Origin of the sequence: Sphingopyxis sp., from assembly GCF_035944815.1 — a bacterium.
Lineage (GTDB): Bacteria > Pseudomonadota > Alphaproteobacteria > Sphingomonadales > Sphingomonadaceae > Sphingopyxis.
On sequence record NZ_DASZAU010000002.1, the window covers coordinates 94,981 to 115,009 of the forward strand.

Below are 20,029 nucleotides of genomic sequence, written 5' to 3' on the forward strand. Positions count from 1 at the left end.
CTCCGCGCGCGGGGGCAGTGACCGAGCTTCTGCGGCTGGACAATGTCGCGTGTATCCGCGGCGACCGGCTGCTTTTCGAAAATCTGTCGCTGGTGCTGAAACGCGGCGACGCTCTGTGGCTGCGCGGTCCCAATGGCGCAGGCAAGTCGAGCCTGATCCGCCTCGCCGCCGGGCTGCTGCGCCCCGCCGCGGGAACGGTCGAACGCCGCGAGCGCATCGCGCTGATCGACGAGGCATCGGCGCTCGACGCCGAACTGCCGCTGCGCCACGCGCTCGATTTCTGGGCGCGGGTGGATACGGTCGACGGGCATAGCGTCGACCGCGCGATGGACGAAATGGCGCTCGGCAGCCTCGCCGAAGTGCCGGTATCGATGCTGTCGACCGGCCAGCGCAAGCGCGCCGCGATGGTCCGCGTGATCGCCAGCGGCGCGCCGATCTGGCTGCTCGACGAACCCGCGAACGGCATGGACGATGCCGCGCAGGCACGGCTTGTCGCGGCCATCGCCAGACATCGCGCGAACGGCGGCGCGGTGCTGCTGGCGTCGCATTTCGCACTCGGCGTTCCCGATCTCGCCGAACGCGACATGGGGGCGCTGGCATGACCGCGCTGATCGCCCTTTTCTGGCGCGACCTCCGCCGCGCGTGGGCCAGCGGTGCCTTGTGGTTGCCGGTGCTGTTCTTCCTGCTCGTCGCGACCGCCTTTCCCTTTGCGGTCGGTCCCGACGCGCCGCTGCTGCGCCGCGCGGGCGGCGGGATGGTCTGGGTCGCGGCGCTGTTCGCGGCGCTGCTGCCGATCGACCGGCTGGTGAAGCCCGACAAGGACGCCGGCGTGCTCGACCAGCTCGCGGTGCGCGGTTTCGCCGACGAGGTCGTCGCGGCGATCAAGATTGGCGCGCATGCTATTGGTTTCGGACTTCCTTTGTTGATTTCACTCTTCCCGGCAGCAGCGCTGCTGGCGCAGGACGCAGCCCGCGTCGAACTGCTCGCGACGGGTATCGCCATCGCCATCCCCGCGCTCGCCTCGCTCGCGGTGCTGAGCGCCGCTCTGACCGCGAACCACAAGGGCGGCAGCGCGATCGGCGGGCTGCTCATCCTGCCGCTCGCGGTGCCGATGCTGATCTTCGGCGCCGGGATGCTCGACCCGTCGGGGCGCGGTGCGGTGAAGCTGCTCGCCGCGACTAGCCTGCTGCTGACGGTGATCGGGCCGTTCGCCGCGGGCGCCGCACTCCGGGGCCTGCGCGAATGACGCGCCAGTCGCTCGCGCATATCGCGCTCGTCGTGCGCGACTATGACGAGGCGATTGCCTTCTATGTCGAAACCCTCGGCTTCACGCTCATCGCCGACGATTATCAGCCGGCGCAGGACAAGCGCTGGGTGCTCGTTGCCCCACCGGGCAATCCCGAAGGCGGCGCGACGATCCTGCTCGCGCGCGCCGCGAACGACGAACAGGCGACGTTCATCGGCAACCAGTCGGGCGGGCGCGTTTTCCTGTTCCTTCAAACCGACGATTTTTGGCGCGATTATCAGCGACTGCTCGACCGGGGCGTAAGGATCGAGCGCACGCCGATGGAGGCCGATTACGGCACGGTCGCGGTCTTCCTCGACCTCTATGGCAACAAATGGGACCTGATCGCGTTTCGCCGGGCCGGTTGAGCGACCGGCGCCGGACTTGGCGGGAAACGACCGGAAGCAGCCCGATCCATCATCGTCACCCCGGACTTGATCCGGGGTCCCGCTTGAGATCGAAGGCAATCAGCGCGTCAAAAAGCGGGATCCCGGGTCAAGCCCGGGATGACGGAGAGAAAGAAGCAGCCGATAGAGTTGTGTACCCCGGCGAAAGTCGGGGCCCGGTTGCGCCGTGGAGAGATGGGCCCCGGCTTTCGCCGGGGTGCACATAGGAACCGCGAACGTCCGCTCACCACCCCAAAGCAGACACTATCGCCCGAACAGCCGCGCCAACCAGGCGTCGACCGTCACCGTCGGCGCATAGCCCGGGTCGCCGAGCCGCCGGTTGATCTCGGCATGACCCTGCAACCCCTCGCCGGGGAAGCTTGCGCGCTCGACCTTGCTCCCGCCCGCCGTCAACGCCTTGCCGAGCGCCTCGGCCTGTTGCACCCCGTCGGGGCGCTGGACGTGAAGCAACAGGAATTGCGGCGCATTGGAGCCCCCGGCCTGCAGCGTCGGCGACAGCGCCCGCTGCCGCGCGGGATCGGTCCCGAACGCTTGTTTGTAGGTCGCCTGCATGATCGGCGGCCCGTCCTTCATCTGCGCGGGCACGTCATAGGCCGCGCCGTCGATCGGGATCACGCCGGCGATGGCGGCAAAGCCGAGCCCCGCGCCGCGCAGATACCGTTCGTCGGTCCCGACGAGCGCGACGAGATGCGCGCCCGCGCTATGCCCCATCAGCGCGATACGCCGCCGGTCGATCCCGAGCGCATCCGCCCGGTCGGCCAGCGCCTTCACCGCGGCGGCAACGTCGGCCGCCTGTTGCTCGACGGTGGCGTCCGGCACCAGCCGATAGTCGATGGAGGCAAAGGCATAGCCCCTGCCCGGATAATGGTCCGCCTTGAACCGTCCGGTCGCATTGTCCTTGCTGCCGCGCTTCCAGCCGCCGCCATGGACGAAGACGATCAGCGGCGCGGGCCCGGCCGCGCCCTTCGCGCGCCAGAAATCGAGCCGTTGCAGCGCGTCGCCGCCATAAGCGATCGTCTCGCTCCCCGGTGCTTTCGGTCCGTCGTCAGCCCCCATGCGCTCGGCGATCCGTTCCCTCATGCGCTCGCGCAGCGTCTCGCGCGCGCCGGCAAAGGGGCCGGGTATCATGATGCTGGCGGCGGCAAAGGCCGTAATCAGGGCGTATCCCGCCCGCTTTCCTGTCGTCATCGTCCGGCTCCCTTGCCCCTCCGCGCGACCTTCTGGCCCGGATTTGTCGCAAAAACTTGCCACCATGCCTTGCCTCCCCGGTCAAATCCGCTAAGGCCGCGCCGGGCCGGCGCTGGTCGCCTTGAGGCCTGGTTCAGCAGGACAGCATCATGGCAAATGTTACCGTCATCGGGTCGCAATGGGGCGACGAGGGCAAGGGCAAGATCGTCGACTGGCTCGCCAGCCGCGCCGACGCCGTCGTCCGGTTCCAGGGCGGTCACAATGCCGGCCATACGCTCGTCGTCGGCGAACAGGTCTACAAGCTGTCGCTGCTTCCCTCGGGCATCGTCACCGGCACGCTGTCGATCATCGGCAATGGCGTCGTGCTCGATCCGTGGGCGCTCCGCGACGAAATCGCCAAGCTGCGCGGTCAGGGCGTCGCCATCAATCCCGAGAATTTTGCGATCGCCGATAATTGCGCGCTGATCCTGCCCTTCCACCGCGACCTCGACGCGCTGCGCGAAACCGCCGCGGGCGCCGGAAAGATCGGCACCACCGGCCGCGGCATCGGCCCCGCCTATGAAGACAAGGTCGGCCGCCGCGCGATCCGCGTCTGCGACCTCGCGCACCTCGACAAGCTTGATCCGCAGATCGACCGTCTGACCGCACATCACGACGCGCTGCGCGCCGGTTTCGGCGAACCGCCGATCGACCGCGAGCGCCTGAAAGCCGATCTGGCTGAGATCGCCGACTATGTGCTCGAATATGCGCAGCCTGTGTGGAAGCGCCTGAAAAAGGTCCGCAAGGCTGGCGCGCGCATATTGTTCGAGGGTGCGCAGGGCGTGCTGCTCGACGTCGACCACGGCACCTATCCCTTCGTCACCAGTTCGAACACCGTGAGCGGCACCGCCGCTTCGGGCTCGGGTCTCGGCCCCGGCGCCGTCGGCTTCGTGCTCGGCATCGCCAAGGCCTATACGACGCGCGTCGGAAGCGGTCCCTTCCCGACCGAGCTCGAGGACGAGATCGGCCAGCGGCTCGGCGAGCGCGGGCATGAATTCGGCACCGTTACCGGGCGCAAGCGCCGCTGCGGCTGGTTCGACGCGGTGCTCGTGCGCCAGAGCTGCGCCGTGTCGGGCGTCACCGGTATCGCGCTGACCAAGCTCGACGTGCTCGACGGGTTCGACACGATCCGCATCTGCACCGGCTATCGTCTGCGCGGCAAGATCCTCGACTATTTCCCGGCGCACGCCGCCGATCAGGCCGAAGTCGAGCCGATCTACGAGGAAATGGACGGCTGGCACGAATCGACCGCGGGCGCGCGCAGCTATGCCGACCTGCCCGCGCAGGCGATCAAATATATCCAGCGCGTGCAGGAACTGATCGAAACCCCGATCGCGCTCGTGTCGACCAGCCCCGAACGCGAAGACACGATCCTGATCCGCGATCCGTTCAGCGATTGATCCCGTGCTCCTCTCGCGCAAGCGGGAGGGGAGGCCTAGGCCATCCGCCGATAGCGCCCGATCAACCGCAACCGCGCGGCAAGCCAGACGAGCAGTCCGAGCTGCACCGCGCCGGTCGCGAGGATCAGCATGCCATCGGGCCCGCCGAGTGCGGGCAGCGCGCGTAGCAGGCTCGCGCCCGTCGACACCGCGATTGCCGCGCCCGCCAAGAGCAAGGGCGCGCGCATCGCCGCGCCGTCCGCGCGCCGTCGCCAGGCGGCGATCAGCGCCGCGGCGCCGATCAGGAAACCGATCCCGTCGATCAGGCTCAGCAAGGTCGGCTGCGCGAACGGGTCGAACCCCAGCGCGATCGAGCGCCAGCGCATGAACAGGAAGGTTGCGAGCGCCAGCCAGCCCGCCGCCTTCAGCGTCTGTCTGAGCCGCCCGGGCAGCGCCGCACTCGCATAGGAGCGCGCGATATCCTCGACCGCGCCGAAGCGGCGTTCGGCCTCGTCGCGGGCCATCCCCGCCGCGGCCATCTCGTCGAGATATTCGGCGAGATCCTCGTGCGCGCGTTCGGCGAGCTTCCGGTCGAAGCCCAGTTCGCGCTGCAACGCGGTTGCATAGTCGCCGCTCACGCGGGGCTCACGTCGAGGAAGGCGCCGACCGCCCGCGAAAATTCGGCCCAGCCCGCCCGGCGCTCGCCCAACGCATCGTGCCCCGCCCGCGTCAGCGAATAGACGCGCTTGCGCCGCCCCGCCGGCGGATCGACCCAGTCGCTCGCCAGCAGCCCGGCGAGTTCGAGCCGGTGGAGCGCGGGATAGACCGTCCCCTCGGGCAGGTCGAAATGGCCGCCGCTCCGCCGCCGGATCGCCTCGATCACCGCATAGCCGTGCGCCGCGCCGCGCTCGAGCGTCGCGAGGATGACATTGTCGAGATGGCCCTTGAGCATTTCGGCATTCATGCCGCGCTTTTACCCCTTGTAACGCTAGGGGTCAATCTATACCCTAGCGTCACTAGGTATGAAGCAAGGACATCGTCGATATGCGCAACGATCGAGCAATTCCGGCCGGCCCCGCCCTCTTCCTCGTCATCGCCGCCGCGCTCGCCGCGATGGCGGGCGGTATGATCCTCGCCGACGGCGGCGGGGTCGACGGCGTCCGCCTCGCGATCCGCGCCACCGCGCGCACCTCGCTCGCGCTCTTCCTGCTGGCCTTCACCGCATCGGCGATCTTCAGGCTGTGGCCGGGCAGCGCGACGCGCTGGCTGCTCGCCAACCGACGCTGGTTCGGGCTCGGCTTTGCCTTCTCGCACCTCGTCCACGCCGGCGCGATCTTCCTGCTCCACCGCTGGCATCCCGACACCTTCGCGCTGCTCGTCCAGCCGAAGACCTTCGTCACCGGCGGGATCGCCTATCTCTTCATCGCGCTGCTCGCCGCGACGTCGTTCGACCGCGCCGTCGCCGCGCTCGGCCCCCGGAACTGGAAGCGCGTCCACACCATCGGCATCTGGGTGATCTGGATCAGCTTTATCTTCACCAACGGCAAGCGCATCCCCGCGAGCGCCGCTTATGCGATCCCGGTCGCGATCCTCTTCGCCGCACTGGCGCTCCGCCTCCGGGCCGCACGGCGAGCCCGTCACGCCGCCGCCTGACCACTTGCCCCACAGCGGCGAAGGCGTAGGATCGCGCCATGCGCCGCCTCGCCATCCCGCTCCTGCTGCTGCTCGCCGCCTGCAGCCCCGCGAACTCGCAGCCCGCGCCGCCGGTCGGGACCAAGGCCGACCGTCTGCTGGTCGACAAGAGCGAGCGCGTGCTGATCGCTTATGCCGGCAACCGCGAGATCGTCCGCTATTCGGGCATCCGCTTCGGCGACGCGCCGACCGGTCACAAGCGGTTCGAAGGCGACGAGCGAACGCCCGAGGGACGCTACACGATCAACGGGCGCAATCCGAAGAGCGCCTATCATCTGTCGCTGCGCATATCTTATCCCAACGCCGCCGACCGCGCCTATGCCAAGGCGCGCGGCCGCTCGCCCGGCGGCGACATCTTCATCCACGGCCAGCCGAACGCATGGCCGGGGCCGCCGATCGCGCGCGACTGGACCGACGGTTGTATCGCGCTGTCGAATGCCGGGATAAAGCAGCTGTGGGATATCGTGCCCGACGGCATCCCGATCACCATCCGACCCTAGGAACCATCATGCCCCGCCACATTCTTGTTTTCTATGGCAGCTATCGCCGCGACCGACACGGGATCAGGCTCGCCAACTGGCTTGTCGATGCGATCAAGGCGCGCGGCGACAGCGCCGAACTGATCGACGCGAAAGCCGTCGACCTCCCGATGCTCGACCGCATGTACAAGGAATATCCGAAGGGCGAGGCGCCGGCCGCAATGGAGGAGCTCGCGAGCAAGATCCGCGCCGCCGACGGCTTCCTGTTCGTCACCGGCGAATATAATTGGGGGCCGCAACCGGGGCTCAAGAACCTGACCGACCATTATCTCGAGGAATGGTTCTGGCGGCCCGCCGCGATCGCCTGTTACTCGGCCGGCTCCTTCGCCGGGGTGCGCGCGATGATGGGGTGGCGCGACATTTTGGGCGAAATGGGGATGGCCGTGATTTCGTCGATCCTGCCCGTCGCACGCATCGGCAAGACCTTCGACGCCGACGGCGCACCGATGGGCGACGAGGGCAAGCAGCTCGAGCGGCTGTTCCCGCGCTTCGCCGACGACCTGAACTGGTGGATCGACGCCGCGAAGGCCCAAAGGGCGAAGGTCGATCCGCCTTACTGAACGGGCTTGAGCTCGCTGTTAAGCCGCAAGCTAGCGCGCCAGAAGAAGAAGGCGGGGATGAGGCCGAGCCAGGCGGCGCCGTACAGCACATAGCGCACGCTCTCGACGCCGACTGCCGGCTTCAGCATTTCCGACGCGATGCCGAACAGCAGCGGGCCAAGGCCGAGGCCGATCAGGTTCTGCAGGAACAGCATGACCGCGCTCGCCATCGCGCGCGCCTGCGGCCGAACGAGGCCGTGGACGCAAGCGAAGGTCGGACCATAATAGGCCGCGTTGAGCACGGTGGGCACGAACAGCAGCGCGATCGCGACATGCCATTCGTCGACCCAGTAACCGAGGAACAGGATCGGCGCCGCGATCGCCATCCCGACCGCGGGCGTCGTGAGCATGTGCCGCTTGTCGACCTTGCCGAAGCGGTCGGCGAGATAGCCGCCAAGCCAGGTCCCGAAAATGCCCGCGATGCCGAGCGCGACGCCGAGCAGCAGCCCCGTCTCGCCGGGGCTCAGACCATGCGAGCGCTGGAACAGGATGAGCGCCCACACGCCCTTGCCATAGCCGAGAAAGGCGGTGAACGACGAAGCGATCGCGATGTAGAGGAAGGCCCGGGTGCCGAAGACTTCCTTGAGCGCGCCCCCGACCGAGAATTCGGCCGGCGCGGCGGCCGTACCGGCCGGAGCCTTGTGGCGGACTTCCTTGATCATCATGGGCAGGACGAGAGCGAGCAGGATACCGGGCACCCCAACCACCATGAAGGCGATGCGCCACCCCCATGCGTCGGCGATGAGGCCGCCGACGATCAGGCCCAGCAGGCTGCCGATCGGGATACCGAGACCATAGAAAGCGATCGCCGAGGCGCGTTTTGCCGGCTCGACGCGATCGGTGATCAGCGAATGCGCGGCCGGCGTGCACCCTGCCTCCCCCACGCCGACGCCGATGCGCGCAAGGAGCAATTGCGTAAAATTCTGCGCCATGCCGCACAGCACGGTCATGCCCGACCAGATGGCGAGCGAAACCGAGATCAGCCCGATACGGTTGGTCGACGGCTTGTCCGCATAACGCGCGATCGGAATGCCGAGGAACGTGTAGAAGAGCGCGAAGGCCAGGCCGGTGAGCAGTCCGATGTCGGCGTCCGAAAGCGACAGGTCGCGCGCGATCGGTTCGGCGAGGATGTTGACGATCTGGCGGTCGAGGAAGTTCAGGATATAGACGGCGAGCAGCACCCACAGCATGCGCCGTACCGGCGTCGCCGCTTCACCGGCCGGTACCGTCGCGGCGGCGGCCATCGCGTCATTCTGGCTCATTTTTTTCTCCCGTGGCGCCATGGGTGCAGACCGCGCCCCTCCCTGTCAACGCCGTTGGGGCAAAGCGAAAATCGCCACTTGCAATTGCCGCTACGGCTGCCAGCCTGCGGCCCATGCAAAAAATTTCGCTGTTCGGCGTCGTCGCCCTGCTCGCCATCGCCCCCGCCGCGGCGATGCCGCCGCCGCTTCCCGACGTCGAAGGCAAGGATGCCGCGACGCTGCGCGCCGAAATGGAGAGCGGCCAGCTCTACGAAGGGCTGATGCTGTCGGTCTATCAGGACCGGATCGGCCGGCTCGACGACTATGGGCCCAAACTTGAGGCCGTGATCGTCAACCTTTCGCAGACCGAAGCCTATGCCGAGGGGCAAAGGCTTTACGACGAGCGCAAGGCGGGCAAGGTGCGCGGGCCGCTGCACGGCATCCCGATCCTGCTCAAGGACAATATCGAGACTGCGGGCCCGTGGGCCACGACCGCGGGCTCGCTCGCGCTCAAGGACAATGTCACGGGTCGCGATGCACCCATCGTCGGACAGCTGCGCAACGCCGGCGCGATCATTCTCGGCAAGACCAACCTCAGCGAATGGGCGAACATCCGTTCGGACAATTCGACGAGCGGCTGGAGCGCGATCGGAGGGCTGACGAAGAACCCCCACGCGCTCGATCGCAATGCCTGCGGATCGTCGTCGGGCAGCGCGGCCGCGGTCGCCGCGAGCCTCGCCCCGATCGCGATCGGAACCGAGACCGACGGCTCGATCACCTGCCCCGCCGGGGTCAACGGCATCGTCGGCTTCAAGCCAAGCGTCGGGCTGGTCAGTCGCACGCATATCGTGCCCATCAGTCATACGCAGGACACCGCGGGCCCGATGACGCTGACCGTCCGCGATGCCGCCGCAGTGATGAACGCGATCGCGGGCAGCGATCCCGCCGATCCCGCGACCGCCGAGGCCGATGCGCGCAAGACCGACTATGTCGCCGCGCTCTCGCCCGGCGCGCTGAAGGGCAAGCGTATCGGCGTGATGCGCGACCGCGTGGGCGAGCGCGCCGATGTCGCGGCGCTGTTCGACGCGGCGCTGAAACAGATGGAGGGCCTCGGCGCGACGCTCGTCGACATCGCCGACAGCCGGTCGGGGAGCGAAGGGCTCGGCGCCGCCGAGTTCGAAATCCTGCTCACCGAATTCAAGGCCGATCTTGCGACCTATCTTACGACATTGCCGGGCGCGCACGCCCCGCGGACGCTCGCCGACGTCATCGCCTTCAACAAGGCGAACCCCGAAGAACTCAAATGGTTCGACCAGTCGATCTTCGAAATGGCCGAGGGCAAGGGCGGCCTCGATAATCCCGCCTATCTCGCCGCGCGCGAAAAGGCCGCCCGGCTGGCAGGCCCCGAAGGCATCGACCGCCTGCTGAAGACGCACCGCGCCGACCTGCTCGTCGGCGTCACCAACGGCCCCGCATGGGTCAGCGACCTTGCCAAGGGGGACAGCTATAACGGTCCGGGCACCAGCCAGCTTCCCGCGGTTGCCGGCTATCCGCACCTCACTGTGCCGATGGGAACGGTCGACGGCCTGCCGATCGGCCTCTCTCTCATCGGCCCGAAATGGAGCGACGCGGAGATATTGGCCGCGGGCTATGCTTATGAACAGGCAAGCCGCAAGCGCGTAACGCCGACCTTTCGGGCCAGCGTCGGACCCTGAACCTTACGCCGGCTTTTTGAAGCGCATCATGAAGCGATCGGTCTTGCCGCGGATCGCCGGATCGAACACATTCTTGCTGTGGTCGTCGGCCGTGAGGCGCAGCGCCTCGCTCTCGCCGTCGAAGACGAAACCCGCGCGCTCCATGTCGGCGCGCACTTTCGCGGGGTCGATGCGGTGCAGCTTCTCGACCACCTCGCGCGTATCGCCCGCCGGACCGACATGGTCGACGACGATAACCGATCCGCCGGGCCGCACCGCGCTGAACCAGTTGGCGAGCATCGCATCGACGTCGACGCGCGGAAAATCGAACTTTTCGCTCTGCCAGTAGAGGTCGTGGTAGACGAGGTGCGTGAAGATCATATCGACGCTCTTCGGCGCCAGCACGATCGTGTTCACCGGCCGCACCATCGGCGCCATGTTCGGATAGGCCTTGACGATGGTCGCCCAGGTTTCCGCCTTGTGGAAACGCGGCGAGTTCATCGGAATGACGGTGCCCTTCGGCCCGACGAGATCGGCGAGCATCTCGCTGTAATAGCCATTGCCCGCGAGCAGGTCGGCGACGGTCGCCCCGCGCTTCACCTGCGCAAAGGCCAGCACATCGGCGGGATGGCGTCCCTCGTCGAGCTCGCGATTGTCGGCAAGCCGGGCCTTGTCCGCGACCGCTGCAGCGACGGCCTTGTCGGGCATGGCAGCGACGGCGGGCGCCGCGAAGAGCATCGCGGCGCCGACGAAGGGCATCAAAAGTCGATATTTGCGCATGATATCTCTCCCCTTTATCTCCCCGCTGTGGCGGCCGTCCGGGGCAAAGGCGAGCGCGCTTCGACGAGCCGCCGCCCATTGTCTATCAGCGCCGGTCGCGCCGCTTCTTCCAGCCCATTTCTTCGAGCTCGAGCAATTCCATCGGCACATGGATCGCACGCACCGCCAGCCGGACCTCGACGAGGAACAGGATTAGCGAGATCAACAGCAGCAGCATCGCAACGGCAAAGGCCCATGACGCGGCGACGCCAAGGTTGATGCCGGTAAACGCCTGTGTGAAAAGCAGCGCGACGAGCAGGCAGACGACGATCCCGCAAGCGACTGCCGAGAGGATCGAATTGTTGATGATCCCCATCCTTCGGTCGGCGATGCGCAGTTCGGCGACGATGCGGTCATGCTCGACGCCTTCGGTCTCGGCCCAGCGCTCCATCAGGTTGCGCGAGCGATCGACAACGCGCGCCAATCGCCCCGCAATCACGTTGAGCAGGCTGCCGGTCGCCACCAGCAGGAACACCGGCGTGACCGACAGCTGGATCGTCTGCGCAATCGCGCCGGCGTCCATCATCCCCCGGCTGCGACCGACGGCGTGTTGACGCCGTGCATCGCAAGGAATTTGCGGACGTTGCGCGCGGCCTGCCGGATGCGCTGTTCATTTTCGACCATCGCGATGCGGACATAGCCTTCGCCGTCCTCGCCATAACCGACGCCCGGCGCGACCGCGACCTTGGCATGGGTCAGGAGCTGCTTCGAAAACTCGAGGCTTCCCATCTCCTTGAGCGCGGGCGGCAGCGGCGCCCAGGCGAACATCGACGCCTTGGGGCTGGGGATGTCCCAGCCCGCACGGCCGAAGCTTTCGACCATCACGTCGCGGCGTTTCTGGTACAGGTCGCGGTTCTTCTGGACGATATCCTGCGGCCCGTTGAGCGCCGCGCACGCCGCCGCCTGGATCGGCGTGAAGGCGCCATAGTCGAGATAGGATTTGACGCGCGTCATCGCCGCGATCAGCCGCTTGTTGCCGACCGCGAAACCCATGCGCCAGCCCGCCATCGAATAGGTTTTCGACATCGAGGTAAACTCGATCGCGACATCCTTAGCGCCCGGCACCTGCAGGATCGAGGGCGTCGGGTTGCCGTCGTAATAAAGTTCCGAATAGGCAAGGTCGCTGAGGACCCAGACCTTATTCTCCTTCGCCCAGGCGACGAGGCGTTCGTAGAAGGCGAGGTCGACGGCTTCGGCGGTCGGGTTCGACGGATAGTTGACGACGAGGATCGACGGGCGCGGCACGGTGAAGGCCATCGCGCGGTCGAGCGCGCGCCAGTAATTCTCGTCGGGCGTCGTCGGCACGCTGCGTATCGTCGCGCCGGCGATGATGAAACCGAACGTATGGATCGGATAGCTGGGGTTCGGCGCGAGCACGACGTCGCCGGGACCGGTGATCGCGGTCGCAAGGCTCGCGAGCCCTTCCTTCGACCCCATCGTCACGACGACCTCGGTCTCGGGATCAAGGTCGACGTTGAAACGGCGGCCGTAATAATTGGCCTGCGCGCGGCGGAGGCCCGGAATGCCCTTCGACTGCGAATAGCCGTGCGCGTCGGGCTTCATCGCCACTTCGCACAGCTTTTCGATCACATGCGCGGGCGGCGGCAGGTCGGGGTTGCCCATCCCCAGGTCGATGATGTCCTCTCCCGCGGCGCGGGCGGCCGCACGCATCGCATTCACTTCGGCGATGACGTAGGGCGGCAGGCGCTTGATGCGATAGAATTCATCTTCGGACATGGGAAACTAGAACAACTCCTTTGCGTTACTTGTGAATTGACGCGAGCGGCAATCTCGCCAGCCGCATCGCGGCTTGTTATAGGCATAATATCCGCACTGACCAGCAGGAACGAGCATGAGCGATACGGGTAAGAACGACACGATCGAAACGCCGAATCCCTTCATGCCGTCGCCCGAAGACATGCAGCATTGGGCGAGCGTGATCGGCCGCGCGCAGCAGATGATGCTCGAATATGCGCTGGGTCAGGTGAACGACGGCAACGCCGGTGCCGCCGCGCTTTTCGACCCCGCCCGATGGATCGACAATCCGGCGACGAAGCTCTGGACCGAACAATCGTCGAAGATGTGGGATCAGGGCGTGGCCTTCTGGACCTCGCTCGCCAGCATCGGCCAGCCGATCGCGCCCGATGCCCCCGCGCCCGAAAGCAAGGACCGCCGTTTCGCGGATCCCGACTGGACCGCCAACCCCGTCTTCGCGATGATCCGCCAGACCTATGGCCTGCTCGCCGAACAGATGCTCGCGACGACGCGCCAGCTCGACGGTCCCGACCCTGCGGCGCGCGCGAAGATGGAATTTGCGGCGAAGGCGATGGCCGACGCGATGGCGCCGACCAACCTTGCGCTCACCAATCCCGAGGTTATCCGGCGCGCGGTCGAAACGCGCGGCGAAAGCCTTCTCAAGGGCCTCAAGCACATGCTCTCCGACCTGTCGCGCGGGCAATTGAGCCATGTCGATCCCGACGCGTTCGAGGTCGGGGTCAATATCGCGACGACGCCGGGCAAGGTGATCCACGAGACCGACCTCTACCAGCTCATCCACTATGCGCCGACGACGAAGGAGGTCTTCACCGTCCCGCTCATCATCTTCCCGCCATGGATCAACCGCTTCTATATCCTCGATCTCAATCCCGCGAAAAGCTTTGTCGCCTGGGCCGTCGAACAGGGGCTCAGCGTGTTCATGGTCTCGTGGAAATCGGCCGACGCGTCGATGACCGAAATCGTCTGGGACGATTATATCGCGGCGCAGGTCGACGCCATCGACACGGTGCGCGAATTGCTCGCCGTCCCCGCCGTCCACACGATCGGCTATTGCGTTGCGGGCACGACGCTCGCCGCCACGCTCGCGATGCTCGCGGCGCGCGGTGAAGCCGACAAGGTCAGGTCGGTGACCTTTTTCACCGCGCAGGTCGATTTCGAACATGCCGGCGACCTCAAGCTGTTCGTCGACGACAGCTATCTGGCCTTGCTCCAGCAACTGTCGGCGCCGGGCTTCCTCGACGGCCGCTATATGGCCGCGACCTTCAATTCCTTACGCGGGCGCGACCTGATCTGGAATTACGTCGTGAGCAATTACCTGCTCGGCAACGACTATCCACCCTTCGACCTCCTCTACTGGAATGGCGACGTCACCAACCTGCCCGCGAAGTGGCATCGGCAATATCTGGTCGACCTGTATCGCGACAACCGGATGGTGATCCCGAACAGCCTGTCGGTGATGGGCACGCCGATCGACCTCCGGAAGATCGAGACCCCCGCCTATATCCAGGCGGGCCGTGAAGATCATATCGCGCCGCTTGCCAGCGTCTGGCGACTGATGGATCATTTGTCGGGACCAACGACCTTCCTGCTCGCCGGATCGGGGCATATCGCCGGGGTCGTCAATCCGCCCGCTGCGGGCAAATATCAATATTGGACCGGCGACAGCGACGCCGCCACGCTCGACGATTTTGTTGCGGGCGCCCGCGAGACGAAGGGCAGCTGGTGGCCGCACTGGATCGACTGGATTTCGGCACAGGACAGCGCAAAGACCGCCACAAAAGGCGCGCGCTTCCCCGGAAAAGGTGCTAAAAAGGCGATCGAGGATGCCCCCGGCCGCTATGTCAAACAGCGGTAATATCGGGACATTACAAGGCCAATAAGGTTGCGATCGGAATTTTTTTGTGCACTGCACAAAAATCTCTTGAAATCGCCGAACCACTCCTATATTGTGCACTGCAACATAAAGGAGTTGTCCCGATGGCTACCAAGATGGATAGTGCCGAAAAGGCTTTCGAAGCCGCGACGCTGGAAACCGCCGCCAAGCCGGTGGCCGCTCCTGTCGCTCCGGTTGTCGAAGCCGCTCCTGCGGTGAAGGCTCCGGCGCCCGCAAAGACCAAGACCGTCGCGGCGAAGGCCAAGCCGGTCCAAAAGAAAGCCGCAAAGCCGGCAGCAAAGAAGGCCGCTCCCAAGAAGGCGGCTGCGAAGACCATTGCCCCCAAGACCAAGGTCGCGCCGAAGCCGGCCGCCCTCGCCACCAAAGGATTCAAGACCATGAACGACACCGTCAAGAAGTTCGCCGAAGACGCCAAGACCCGCGCCGAAACCCTGACCGCCGACTTCAACGAGAAGGCGAAGGAAGCGTTCGCGAAGTCGAGCAAGTTCGCCGAAGAAGCCGTTGAGTTCAACAAGGCGAACGTCGAAGCGCTCGTCGAAGCCGGCAAGATCGCTGCCAAGGGCATCGAAACGCTCGGCCAGGAAGGCGTGACCTATGCTCGCAAGAGCTTCGAAGACACGACCGCCGCGCTGAAGGGCTACACCGCCGTCAAGACCCCGGCCGACTTCTTCAAGCTCTATGCCGAAAACAGCAAGAAGGCGTTCGACGCCGCCGTTGCGCAGACCTCGAAGACCAGCGAACTCGTCGTCAAGCTGACGAACGACAGCTTCGCGCCGATCTCGAACCGCGTTTCGGTCATCACTTCGAAGATGAAGGCCGCCTAAGGCGCTTTCAGCTTCCAAAGTTGGCGCGGGCACTCCCCCCTCCCCTCCCGCCTGCGCCGACACCCCCAAGGCCGCCCGCTTCTTCGGAAGCGGGCGGTTCTTGTTTTGGGGCGAGGCACCCCGCTGGCGAACAAGAGGTTAAAATCGGCGCGCGCGCCCCTTGCGCTTCGCCCGCGGCTTGCGATATTCCTGCGCATGATGTTTCCAGTTTCGACCATCCCCCCCGTCCGCGCCATGGCGGAGTCAAAGAACGTCCGCGCGATGGCGGACAAGGACGAAGGTACGCCGGGCACCCCCGGGGTCGGCATCGCCACGCGCACACGCGCGAAGGCCAAAAAGCCGTCGATGTACAAGGTGCTGCTGCTCAACGACGATTATACTCCGATGGAGTTCGTCGTCATGGTGCTCCAGCGTTTCTTCAACATGGACATCGAACAGGCGACGCAGGTGATGCTGCACGTCCACCAGCAGGGCGTCGGCGTGTGCGGCGTGTTCAGCTACGAAGTCGCCGAGACCAAGGTAAACCAGGTGATGGACGCCGCGCGGCAGAACCAGCACCCGCTGCAATGCACGCTGGAAAAAGCCTGAGCTAAGCCGTTCGCGCGACCTGCTCGGCTTTGAGCGCCGGAGACGCTTCGCCCTTCAAATCGCCACAACCCAGCTCCGCGCCGCACCCCGGGCAGATTTTCGCGGTCCCGACATCGGTGCCGCACGTCCGGTGCACATAACGGATCGCGGGCCCGTCGCCCGTTTCGCCGGGGGCGTAGGCCCAGCGTTCCGACCAGTTCCGCATCGCGTACAGCACATCGAACAAATCCTTGCCCTTGTCGGTCAGCCAATAGTCGTGGCGTAGCGGCCGATCACTGTATGGGCGGCGCTCGGCGACGCCTTCCGCCACGAGCATCTTGAGCCGCGCCGAAACCAGTTGCGGTCCAAGCCCCGTGTTCGCGGCGATGACCTCGAACCGCCGCCTCCCGAATAACAGCTCGCGCAGGATCAGCAGCACCGCGCGGTCGCCGAGCAGTTCGGCCGACCGCCCGACGGGGCAAAATGTATCCGACAGATCGGCGCGTTTGGGCACGTGTCACCTTTCCTCTTGTCACTATGATTATCATAGTTACTATGCAGCACAAGAGGAGAGTCGCATGACCAACCCAGCAGCCGTCATCATCGGCGCCGGCGACGCCACGGGCGGCGCCATCGCCCGCGCCTTTGCCGCCGAAGGCCTCACCGCCTGCGTCAACCGGCGCGAGCGCAACGCCGACCAGTTGGAAGCGCTGGCGCAATCGATCCGCGATGCCGGCCACGAGGCGCGCGCCTTCCCCGCCGATGCCCGCGACGAAGAGGCGATGATCGCGCTGTTCGAACGGGTCGAGGCCGAGGTCGGCCCGGTCGAGGTCGCGGTGTTCAACATCGGCGCCAACGTCAATTTTCCGATCGTCGACACGACCGTGCGCGTCTACACCAAGGTCTGGGAAATGGCCTGCCTCGGCGGCTTTCTGATGGGCCGCGAGGCCGCGAGGCATATGACCCCGCGCGGCCGCGGCACGGTCCTCTTCACCGGTGCAACCGCAAGCTTGCGCGGCGGATCGGGTTTCTCCGCCTTTTCGGGTGCCAAGGGCGCGCTCCGCATGCTCGCCCAGTCGATGGCACGCGAACTCGGGCCGCAGGGCATCCATGTCGCGCACACGATCATCGACGGCGCGATCGACACCGAATTCATCAAGGGCCGCCACCCCGATTTCGACAAGGCAAAGGCGCAGGACCTCATCCTCAACCCCGACGCCATCGCCGCCAATTATGTGATGCTCCACAGGCAGCCCAAAAGCGCCTGGACGCACGAACTCGACCTCCGCCCCTGGGGAGAAAAATGGTGAGCAAGACACTCGAACTGATCTTCGATTTCGGTAGCCCCAACGCCTATCTGTGCATGAAGGCGCTGCCCGAACTGCTCGACCGCACCGGCGCCGACCTTGTCATTACGCCGTGCCTGCTCGGCGGCATCTTCAAGGCGACGGGCAACAAGGCGCCGATGATCCAATATGCCGATGCACCCGCCAAGCTAGCTTATGAAAATCTCGAAATGCGCCGCTTCATCGAACGGCACGGGCTCTCCAGATTTCGCCTCAACCCGCATTTCCCGGTCAACACGCTGACGATCATGCGCGGCGCGATCGTCGCCGACGACGAAGACACGCTCGACGACTATGTCGACGCGGTGAACCGCGCGATGTGGGAGGACGGCCTGAAGATGGACGATCCCGAAATCGTCGCAAGCTTCCTCTCAGCCAACGGCTTCGACGGCCCCGCGCTCCTCGCGCGGACGCAGGAGCCCGACATCAAGGCGAAGCTGGTGGCGAATACCGAAGCCGCGGTCGCGCGCGGCGTGTTCGGCATCCCGACCTTCTTCGTCGGCAGCGAGATGTTCTTCGGCAAGGACCGGTTGACGCAGGTCGAGGAAGCGCTCGCCTAGGCCTGCGCATCCTGCGGCGGCCGTCCGGCAACCCAGATGCCGGCGACGATCAGCGCGAGCCCGGCGACATGGAACGGGTGCAGCCGCTCACCGAGGAACAGCATCGCGAGTCCCGCGCCCATCAACGGCATCACATTCATATATTGGCCCGTCGCCGCCGAACCGATCAGTTCGACCCCGCGATTGAAGAAGAGATAGGCGAGGAAGGACGGGAATATCGACACATAGGCGATCGCAAGCGCGCTCCCCATTTGCGGCACGATCCGCACGCCCGACCAGAGTTCATGCGCGTAAAATGGCACGATCACCGCGATGCCGACGACCATCGACGCCGCCAGAAAGCTCAACGGATGCACCGACGGCCGGCGCCGGAGCAGCACCGAATAGAGCGCCCAGAGCAGCACCGCCCCGCCGATGATCGCATCGCCGATGTTGAGCTGCAGCCCCCACAGCATCGCCGGATCGCCGCGCGCGATGATCGCGAGCACGCCGACGAGCGAGATCAGCACACCGGCGATCTGGCGCAGACTCGTGCGGTCGCCCATCACCAGCGCACCGACGATCAGCACGAGCGCGGGCAGCGCCGACTGGATCAGCATCGAATTGAGCGCGGTCGTGCTTTGCAGCCCGGTATAGAGCAGGATGTTGAACGACCCGATCGCCAGCGCGCCGAGCAGCGCGACGATTGCCCAGTTCGCGCGGATCGCGGGCCAGTCGCGCTTCAGATGCGGCCAGGCAAGCGGCAGGAGCAGCACCAGCGCGATGGCCCAGCGCCAGAACGACAGCGCCGCGGGCGGCACCAGATCGCGCGCCGCGCGGCCGACGATCGAATTGCCCGCCCAGAACAGCGCGGTGACCGTGAGCAACGGATAGGCGCGCGACCAGATTGTCGCCGCAAGGCCGCCGTTGTTCGCCATGCTGTACCGATCCCTCTTACCCCAACGCGCTCCCGTCTTTCACGGTTCGAACGAAAGATGCAATCGGTGCGGATGACGGTTTTCGACTGGTTGCGGCCATCCCTATCCTCGTCATCCCGGCGAAGGCCGGGATCTCGCCGGCGCGTCATTTCGAGAGGGTGAGATCCCGGCCTTCGCCGGGATGACGGATAGCGGAACGGCAGTTCCCCACCCCATAACAGCCTTTGCCCGGCCCGAACGGGGCCGCTCGCCAGCCCTTAGGTGAAGTCGAGCTGGATGATGTCGCTGGGCGTCGCGCGGCAATACATTTCGACCTGCTTCGCACCGTCGGGATAGGTCGCGGTCATCGTCGCGCGGATACGCCAGCCGCCATTGCCCTGTTCGAGCGAAACCAGCTTGTCGTATGACAGCTTCGTCCCGCCCGTCGCGCCGATCTGCCGCGCCGCGTCGTTCATGCAATTCTGGACCGAGGGCCGCGCAGCGCTCGGCAGGCCGCTGAGGTTCGCGCTCAGCGTCGCCGGGCCGCGGGCGGGGTGCGTCATCTGGCTTTCGTCGGCCGTGCCGTCCGCCTTCTTCTTGTTCTTGCTCGCGAGCAGCGCGAGCAACCCGCCGGCGACGACGATGCCGCCGATGATCAGCCCGGTGCTCGGCCCCTTGTCCTTGTCTTTTTCGGGCGGCCGCGTGTTGCGATAGCCATAGCCGAACTGGGCGCGGCAACCCTTGTCGACCCAGATATAATCGTTCGTATAGCCCCACTGGCGCCCGGCATTGCACTTGCCTGCAATCTTGCGCGTGAGCTCGACGCGATTGTCGGTCCGCACGCTGCATTGCTCGTAACGATATTGCCAGGATTCGCAGTTCAGCGTCCCCGCAAAATCATTGCCCGGATAGCCACCGCCGCCGGCATAGCCGTAACCGAATTCGGCGCGGCAACCGCCCGAAACCCATATCTGGTTGGCGTCGAAACCCCAGTCGCGCCCCTTCGAACAGCGCCCGCCGATCACGCGCGTCAAATCGACGCGATTGTCGGTCCGCACGGTGCAGCGTTGCTGGCGGTTACCGTAGGATTCGCAGCGGATCGTCCCGGCATAGCCCGGATCATATCCGGGCTGCGTCGGCGGGGGCGGATAGGGATAGGTGGTCGCCTGCGCGAAGACCGGGACCGTCATTTGCGATGCGATAAGCGAAGCCGCAGTAACGGCTGTGACGACTGGATTGCGCATGCCCTTGTCTCCCCTGTTGAACCTGTTTCGCCGCGAGCCC

General features: G+C 65.9%; 23 protein-coding genes. 13 read left to right on the plus strand and 10 right to left on the minus strand.

Annotated elements, in window-relative coordinates; genetic code table 11:
• The first annotated feature begins 17 nt into the window (after positions 1-17).
• The 3 genes from ccmA to VGU00_RS01445 are packed head-to-tail and all read left to right on the plus strand — an operon-like array spanning position 18 to position 1,653.
• Positions 18-602 carry a heme ABC exporter ATP-binding protein CcmA gene (gene ccmA / locus VGU00_RS01435; RefSeq protein WP_327465751.1) on the plus strand — a complete coding sequence of 195 codons (585 nt, stop codon included), beginning with the start codon at positions 18-20 and terminating at the stop codon, positions 600-602.
• Positions 599-1,246, plus strand: coding sequence for a heme exporter protein CcmB (locus VGU00_RS01440; RefSeq protein WP_327464757.1), 648 nt, complete (start codon positions 599-601; stop codon positions 1,244-1,246). The genes ccmA and VGU00_RS01440 overlap by 4 nt, the downstream gene beginning before the upstream one ends.
• Positions 1,243-1,653 carry a VOC family protein gene (locus tag VGU00_RS01445; protein WP_327464759.1) on the plus strand — a complete coding sequence of 137 codons (411 nt, stop codon included), beginning with the start codon at positions 1,243-1,245 and terminating at the stop codon, positions 1,651-1,653. The genes VGU00_RS01440 and VGU00_RS01445 overlap by 4 nt, the downstream gene beginning before the upstream one ends.
• 282 nt (positions 1,654-1,935) lie before the next feature.
• On the opposite strand, the gene VGU00_RS01450 is transcribed toward VGU00_RS01445, so the two are convergent.
• On the minus strand, positions 1,936-2,772 hold the full coding sequence (locus VGU00_RS01450; RefSeq protein ID WP_327465753.1) for an alpha/beta hydrolase: 837 nt from the start codon (positions 2,770-2,772) through the stop codon (positions 1,936-1,938).
• A gap of 257 nt (positions 2,773-3,029) precedes the next feature.
• Here VGU00_RS01450 and VGU00_RS01455 point away from each other — a divergent pair, with 257 nt between their 5' ends.
• Positions 3,030-4,319: an adenylosuccinate synthase gene (locus VGU00_RS01455; RefSeq protein WP_327464761.1), complete on the plus strand. Its 1,290-nt coding sequence runs from the start codon at positions 3,030-3,032 to the stop codon at positions 4,317-4,319.
• Positions 4,320-4,354: 35 nt separating this feature from the next.
• Here the strand turns inward: VGU00_RS01455 and VGU00_RS01460 are convergent, their stop codons facing one another.
• Positions 4,355-4,936 (minus strand): hypothetical protein, encoded by a 582-nt coding sequence (locus VGU00_RS01460; protein WP_327464763.1) that lies wholly within the window; start codon positions 4,934-4,936, stop codon positions 4,355-4,357.
• Entirely contained in the window at positions 4,933-5,262 is a 330-nt protein-coding gene (locus VGU00_RS01465) for a PadR family transcriptional regulator (protein ID WP_327464765.1), read from the minus strand. Before VGU00_RS01465 ends, VGU00_RS01460 begins: the two co-directional genes overlap by 4 nt.
• An 80-nt stretch (positions 5,263-5,342) precedes the next feature.
• On the opposite strand from VGU00_RS01465, the gene VGU00_RS01470 reads away from it, so the two are divergent.
• The 3 genes from VGU00_RS01470 to VGU00_RS01480 are packed head-to-tail and all read left to right on the plus strand — an operon-like array spanning position 5,343 to position 7,089.
• On the plus strand, positions 5,343-5,951 hold the full coding sequence (locus VGU00_RS01470; RefSeq protein WP_327464767.1) for a ferric reductase-like transmembrane domain-containing protein: 609 nt from the start codon (positions 5,343-5,345) through the stop codon (positions 5,949-5,951).
• A 38-nt stretch (positions 5,952-5,989) separates the two neighbouring features.
• Positions 5,990-6,490, plus strand: a complete 501-nt coding sequence (locus tag VGU00_RS01475; RefSeq protein WP_327464769.1) for a L,D-transpeptidase family protein — start codon at positions 5,990-5,992, stop codon at positions 6,488-6,490.
• A gap of 8 nt (positions 6,491-6,498) precedes the next feature.
• Positions 6,499-7,089, plus strand: coding sequence for an NADPH-dependent FMN reductase (locus tag VGU00_RS01480; protein WP_327464771.1), 591 nt, complete (start codon positions 6,499-6,501; stop codon positions 7,087-7,089).
• Here VGU00_RS01480 and VGU00_RS01485 read toward each other — a convergent pair.
• Positions 7,083-8,372 carry a spinster family MFS transporter gene (locus VGU00_RS01485; RefSeq protein WP_414713489.1) on the minus strand — a complete coding sequence of 430 codons (1,290 nt, stop codon included), beginning with the start codon at positions 8,370-8,372 and terminating at the stop codon, positions 7,083-7,085. The two genes, VGU00_RS01480 and VGU00_RS01485, sit on opposite strands and share 7 nt — an antisense overlap.
• Before the next feature lie 131 nt (positions 8,373-8,503).
• Here VGU00_RS01485 and VGU00_RS01490 point away from each other — a divergent pair, with 131 nt between their 5' ends.
• Positions 8,504-10,084 carry an amidase gene (locus VGU00_RS01490; RefSeq protein ID WP_327464775.1) on the plus strand — a complete coding sequence of 527 codons (1,581 nt, stop codon included), beginning with the start codon at positions 8,504-8,506 and terminating at the stop codon, positions 10,082-10,084.
• Between the two features lie 3 nt (positions 10,085-10,087).
• On the opposite strand, the gene VGU00_RS01495 is transcribed toward VGU00_RS01490, so the two are convergent.
• From VGU00_RS01495 to VGU00_RS01505, 3 genes are all read right to left on the minus strand, one after another.
• Positions 10,088-10,843 (minus strand): methyltransferase, encoded by a 756-nt coding sequence (locus VGU00_RS01495; RefSeq protein ID WP_327464777.1) that lies wholly within the window; start codon positions 10,841-10,843, stop codon positions 10,088-10,090.
• Positions 10,844-10,928: 85 nt separating this feature from the next.
• The gene (locus tag VGU00_RS01500) at positions 10,929-11,408 is read right to left on the minus strand and encodes a DUF2721 domain-containing protein (RefSeq protein ID WP_327464779.1); all 480 of its coding nucleotides are present in this window, start codon (positions 11,406-11,408) and stop codon (positions 10,929-10,931) included.
• Complete coding sequence (locus tag VGU00_RS01505) at positions 11,405-12,619, minus strand: LL-diaminopimelate aminotransferase (RefSeq protein WP_058536696.1); 1,215 nt, start codon at positions 12,617-12,619, stop codon at positions 11,405-11,407. The genes VGU00_RS01500 and VGU00_RS01505 overlap by 4 nt, the downstream gene beginning before the upstream one ends.
• A 115-nt stretch (positions 12,620-12,734) precedes the next feature.
• Between VGU00_RS01505 and VGU00_RS01510 the strand changes: the two genes are divergently transcribed.
• The 3 genes from VGU00_RS01510 to clpS all read left to right on the plus strand — a co-directional run bounded on the left by VGU00_RS01510 (position 12,735) and on the right by clpS (position 15,964).
• Positions 12,735-14,513: a class I poly(R)-hydroxyalkanoic acid synthase gene (locus tag VGU00_RS01510; protein WP_327464782.1), complete on the plus strand. Its 1,779-nt coding sequence runs from the start codon at positions 12,735-12,737 to the stop codon at positions 14,511-14,513.
• A 122-nt stretch (positions 14,514-14,635) separates the two neighbouring features.
• The gene (locus tag VGU00_RS01515) at positions 14,636-15,376 is read left to right on the plus strand and encodes a phasin family protein (protein WP_327464784.1); all 741 of its coding nucleotides are present in this window, start codon (positions 14,636-14,638) and stop codon (positions 15,374-15,376) included.
• A 261-nt stretch (positions 15,377-15,637) separates the two neighbouring features.
• Positions 15,638-15,964 (plus strand): ATP-dependent Clp protease adapter ClpS, encoded by a 327-nt coding sequence (gene clpS / locus VGU00_RS01520; RefSeq protein WP_327465755.1) that lies wholly within the window; start codon positions 15,638-15,640, stop codon positions 15,962-15,964.
• A 1-nt stretch (position 15,965) separates the two neighbouring features.
• Here the strand turns inward: clpS and VGU00_RS01525 are convergent, their stop codons facing one another.
• Positions 15,966-16,457, minus strand: a complete 492-nt coding sequence (locus tag VGU00_RS01525; protein ID WP_327464786.1) for a helix-turn-helix domain-containing protein — start codon at positions 16,455-16,457, stop codon at positions 15,966-15,968.
• 64 nt (positions 16,458-16,521) lie between these two features.
• Here VGU00_RS01525 and VGU00_RS01530 point away from each other — a divergent pair, with 64 nt between their 5' ends.
• Positions 16,522-17,253 (plus strand): SDR family oxidoreductase, encoded by a 732-nt coding sequence (locus VGU00_RS01530; protein WP_327464788.1) that lies wholly within the window; start codon positions 16,522-16,524, stop codon positions 17,251-17,253.
• On the plus strand, positions 17,247-17,849 hold the full coding sequence (locus VGU00_RS01535) for a 2-hydroxychromene-2-carboxylate isomerase (RefSeq protein WP_327464789.1): 603 nt from the start codon (positions 17,247-17,249) through the stop codon (positions 17,847-17,849). Before VGU00_RS01530 ends, VGU00_RS01535 begins: the two co-directional genes overlap by 7 nt.
• Here VGU00_RS01535 and VGU00_RS01540 read toward each other — a convergent pair.
• On the minus strand, positions 17,846-18,766 hold the full coding sequence (locus VGU00_RS01540; protein WP_327464791.1) for a DMT family transporter: 921 nt from the start codon (positions 18,764-18,766) through the stop codon (positions 17,846-17,848). The genes VGU00_RS01535 and VGU00_RS01540 overlap by 4 nt on opposite strands.
• Positions 18,767-19,023: 257 nt before the next feature.
• A complete protein-coding gene (locus tag VGU00_RS01545; protein ID WP_327464793.1) occupies positions 19,024-19,989 on the minus strand; it encodes a DUF3011 domain-containing protein in 966 nt (321 codons plus the stop codon).
• Between the last annotated feature and the right edge of the window lie 40 nt (positions 19,990-20,029).

Coding starts and splice junctions, on each gene's coding strand:
- VGU00_RS01540 (WP_327464791.1), bottom strand. CDS start 18,766: ATGGCGAACAACGGCGGCCTTGCGGCGACAATCTGGTCGCGCGCCTAT.
- VGU00_RS01485 (WP_414713489.1), bottom strand. CDS start 8,372: ATGGCCGCCGCCGCGACGGTACCGGCCGGTGAAGCGGCGACGCCGGTA.
- VGU00_RS01495 (WP_327464777.1), bottom strand. CDS start 10,843: ATGCGCAAATATCGACTTTTGATGCCCTTCGTCGGCGCCGCGATGCTC.
- VGU00_RS01480 (WP_327464771.1), top strand. CDS start 6,499: ATGCCCCGCCACATTCTTGTTTTCTATGGCAGCTATCGCCGCGACCGA.
- VGU00_RS01475 (WP_327464769.1), top strand. CDS start 5,990: ATGCGCCGCCTCGCCATCCCGCTCCTGCTGCTGCTCGCCGCCTGCAGC.
- VGU00_RS01440 (WP_327464757.1), top strand. CDS start 599: ATGACCGCGCTGATCGCCCTTTTCTGGCGCGACCTCCGCCGCGCGTGG.
- VGU00_RS01500 (WP_327464779.1), bottom strand. CDS start 11,408: ATGATGGACGCCGGCGCGATTGCGCAGACGATCCAGCTGTCGGTCACG.
- VGU00_RS01445 (WP_327464759.1), top strand. CDS start 1,243: ATGACGCGCCAGTCGCTCGCGCATATCGCGCTCGTCGTGCGCGACTAT.
- VGU00_RS01450 (WP_327465753.1), bottom strand. CDS start 2,772: ATGAGGGAACGGATCGCCGAGCGCATGGGGGCTGACGACGGACCGAAA.
- VGU00_RS01505 (WP_058536696.1), bottom strand. CDS start 12,619: ATGTCCGAAGATGAATTCTATCGCATCAAGCGCCTGCCGCCCTACGTC.
- VGU00_RS01470 (WP_327464767.1), top strand. CDS start 5,343: ATGCGCAACGATCGAGCAATTCCGGCCGGCCCCGCCCTCTTCCTCGTC.
- VGU00_RS01530 (WP_327464788.1), top strand. CDS start 16,522: ATGACCAACCCAGCAGCCGTCATCATCGGCGCCGGCGACGCCACGGGC.
- clpS (WP_327465755.1), top strand. CDS start 15,638: ATGGCGGACAAGGACGAAGGTACGCCGGGCACCCCCGGGGTCGGCATC.
- VGU00_RS01545 (WP_327464793.1), bottom strand. CDS start 19,989: ATGCGCAATCCAGTCGTCACAGCCGTTACTGCGGCTTCGCTTATCGCA.
- VGU00_RS01455 (WP_327464761.1), top strand. CDS start 3,030: ATGGCAAATGTTACCGTCATCGGGTCGCAATGGGGCGACGAGGGCAAG.
- VGU00_RS01535 (WP_327464789.1), top strand. CDS start 17,247: ATGGTGAGCAAGACACTCGAACTGATCTTCGATTTCGGTAGCCCCAAC.
- VGU00_RS01490 (WP_327464775.1), top strand. CDS start 8,504: ATGCAAAAAATTTCGCTGTTCGGCGTCGTCGCCCTGCTCGCCATCGCC.
- VGU00_RS01510 (WP_327464782.1), top strand. CDS start 12,735: ATGAGCGATACGGGTAAGAACGACACGATCGAAACGCCGAATCCCTTC.
- VGU00_RS01515 (WP_327464784.1), top strand. CDS start 14,636: ATGGCTACCAAGATGGATAGTGCCGAAAAGGCTTTCGAAGCCGCGACG.
- VGU00_RS01465 (WP_327464765.1), bottom strand. CDS start 5,262: ATGAATGCCGAAATGCTCAAGGGCCATCTCGACAATGTCATCCTCGCG.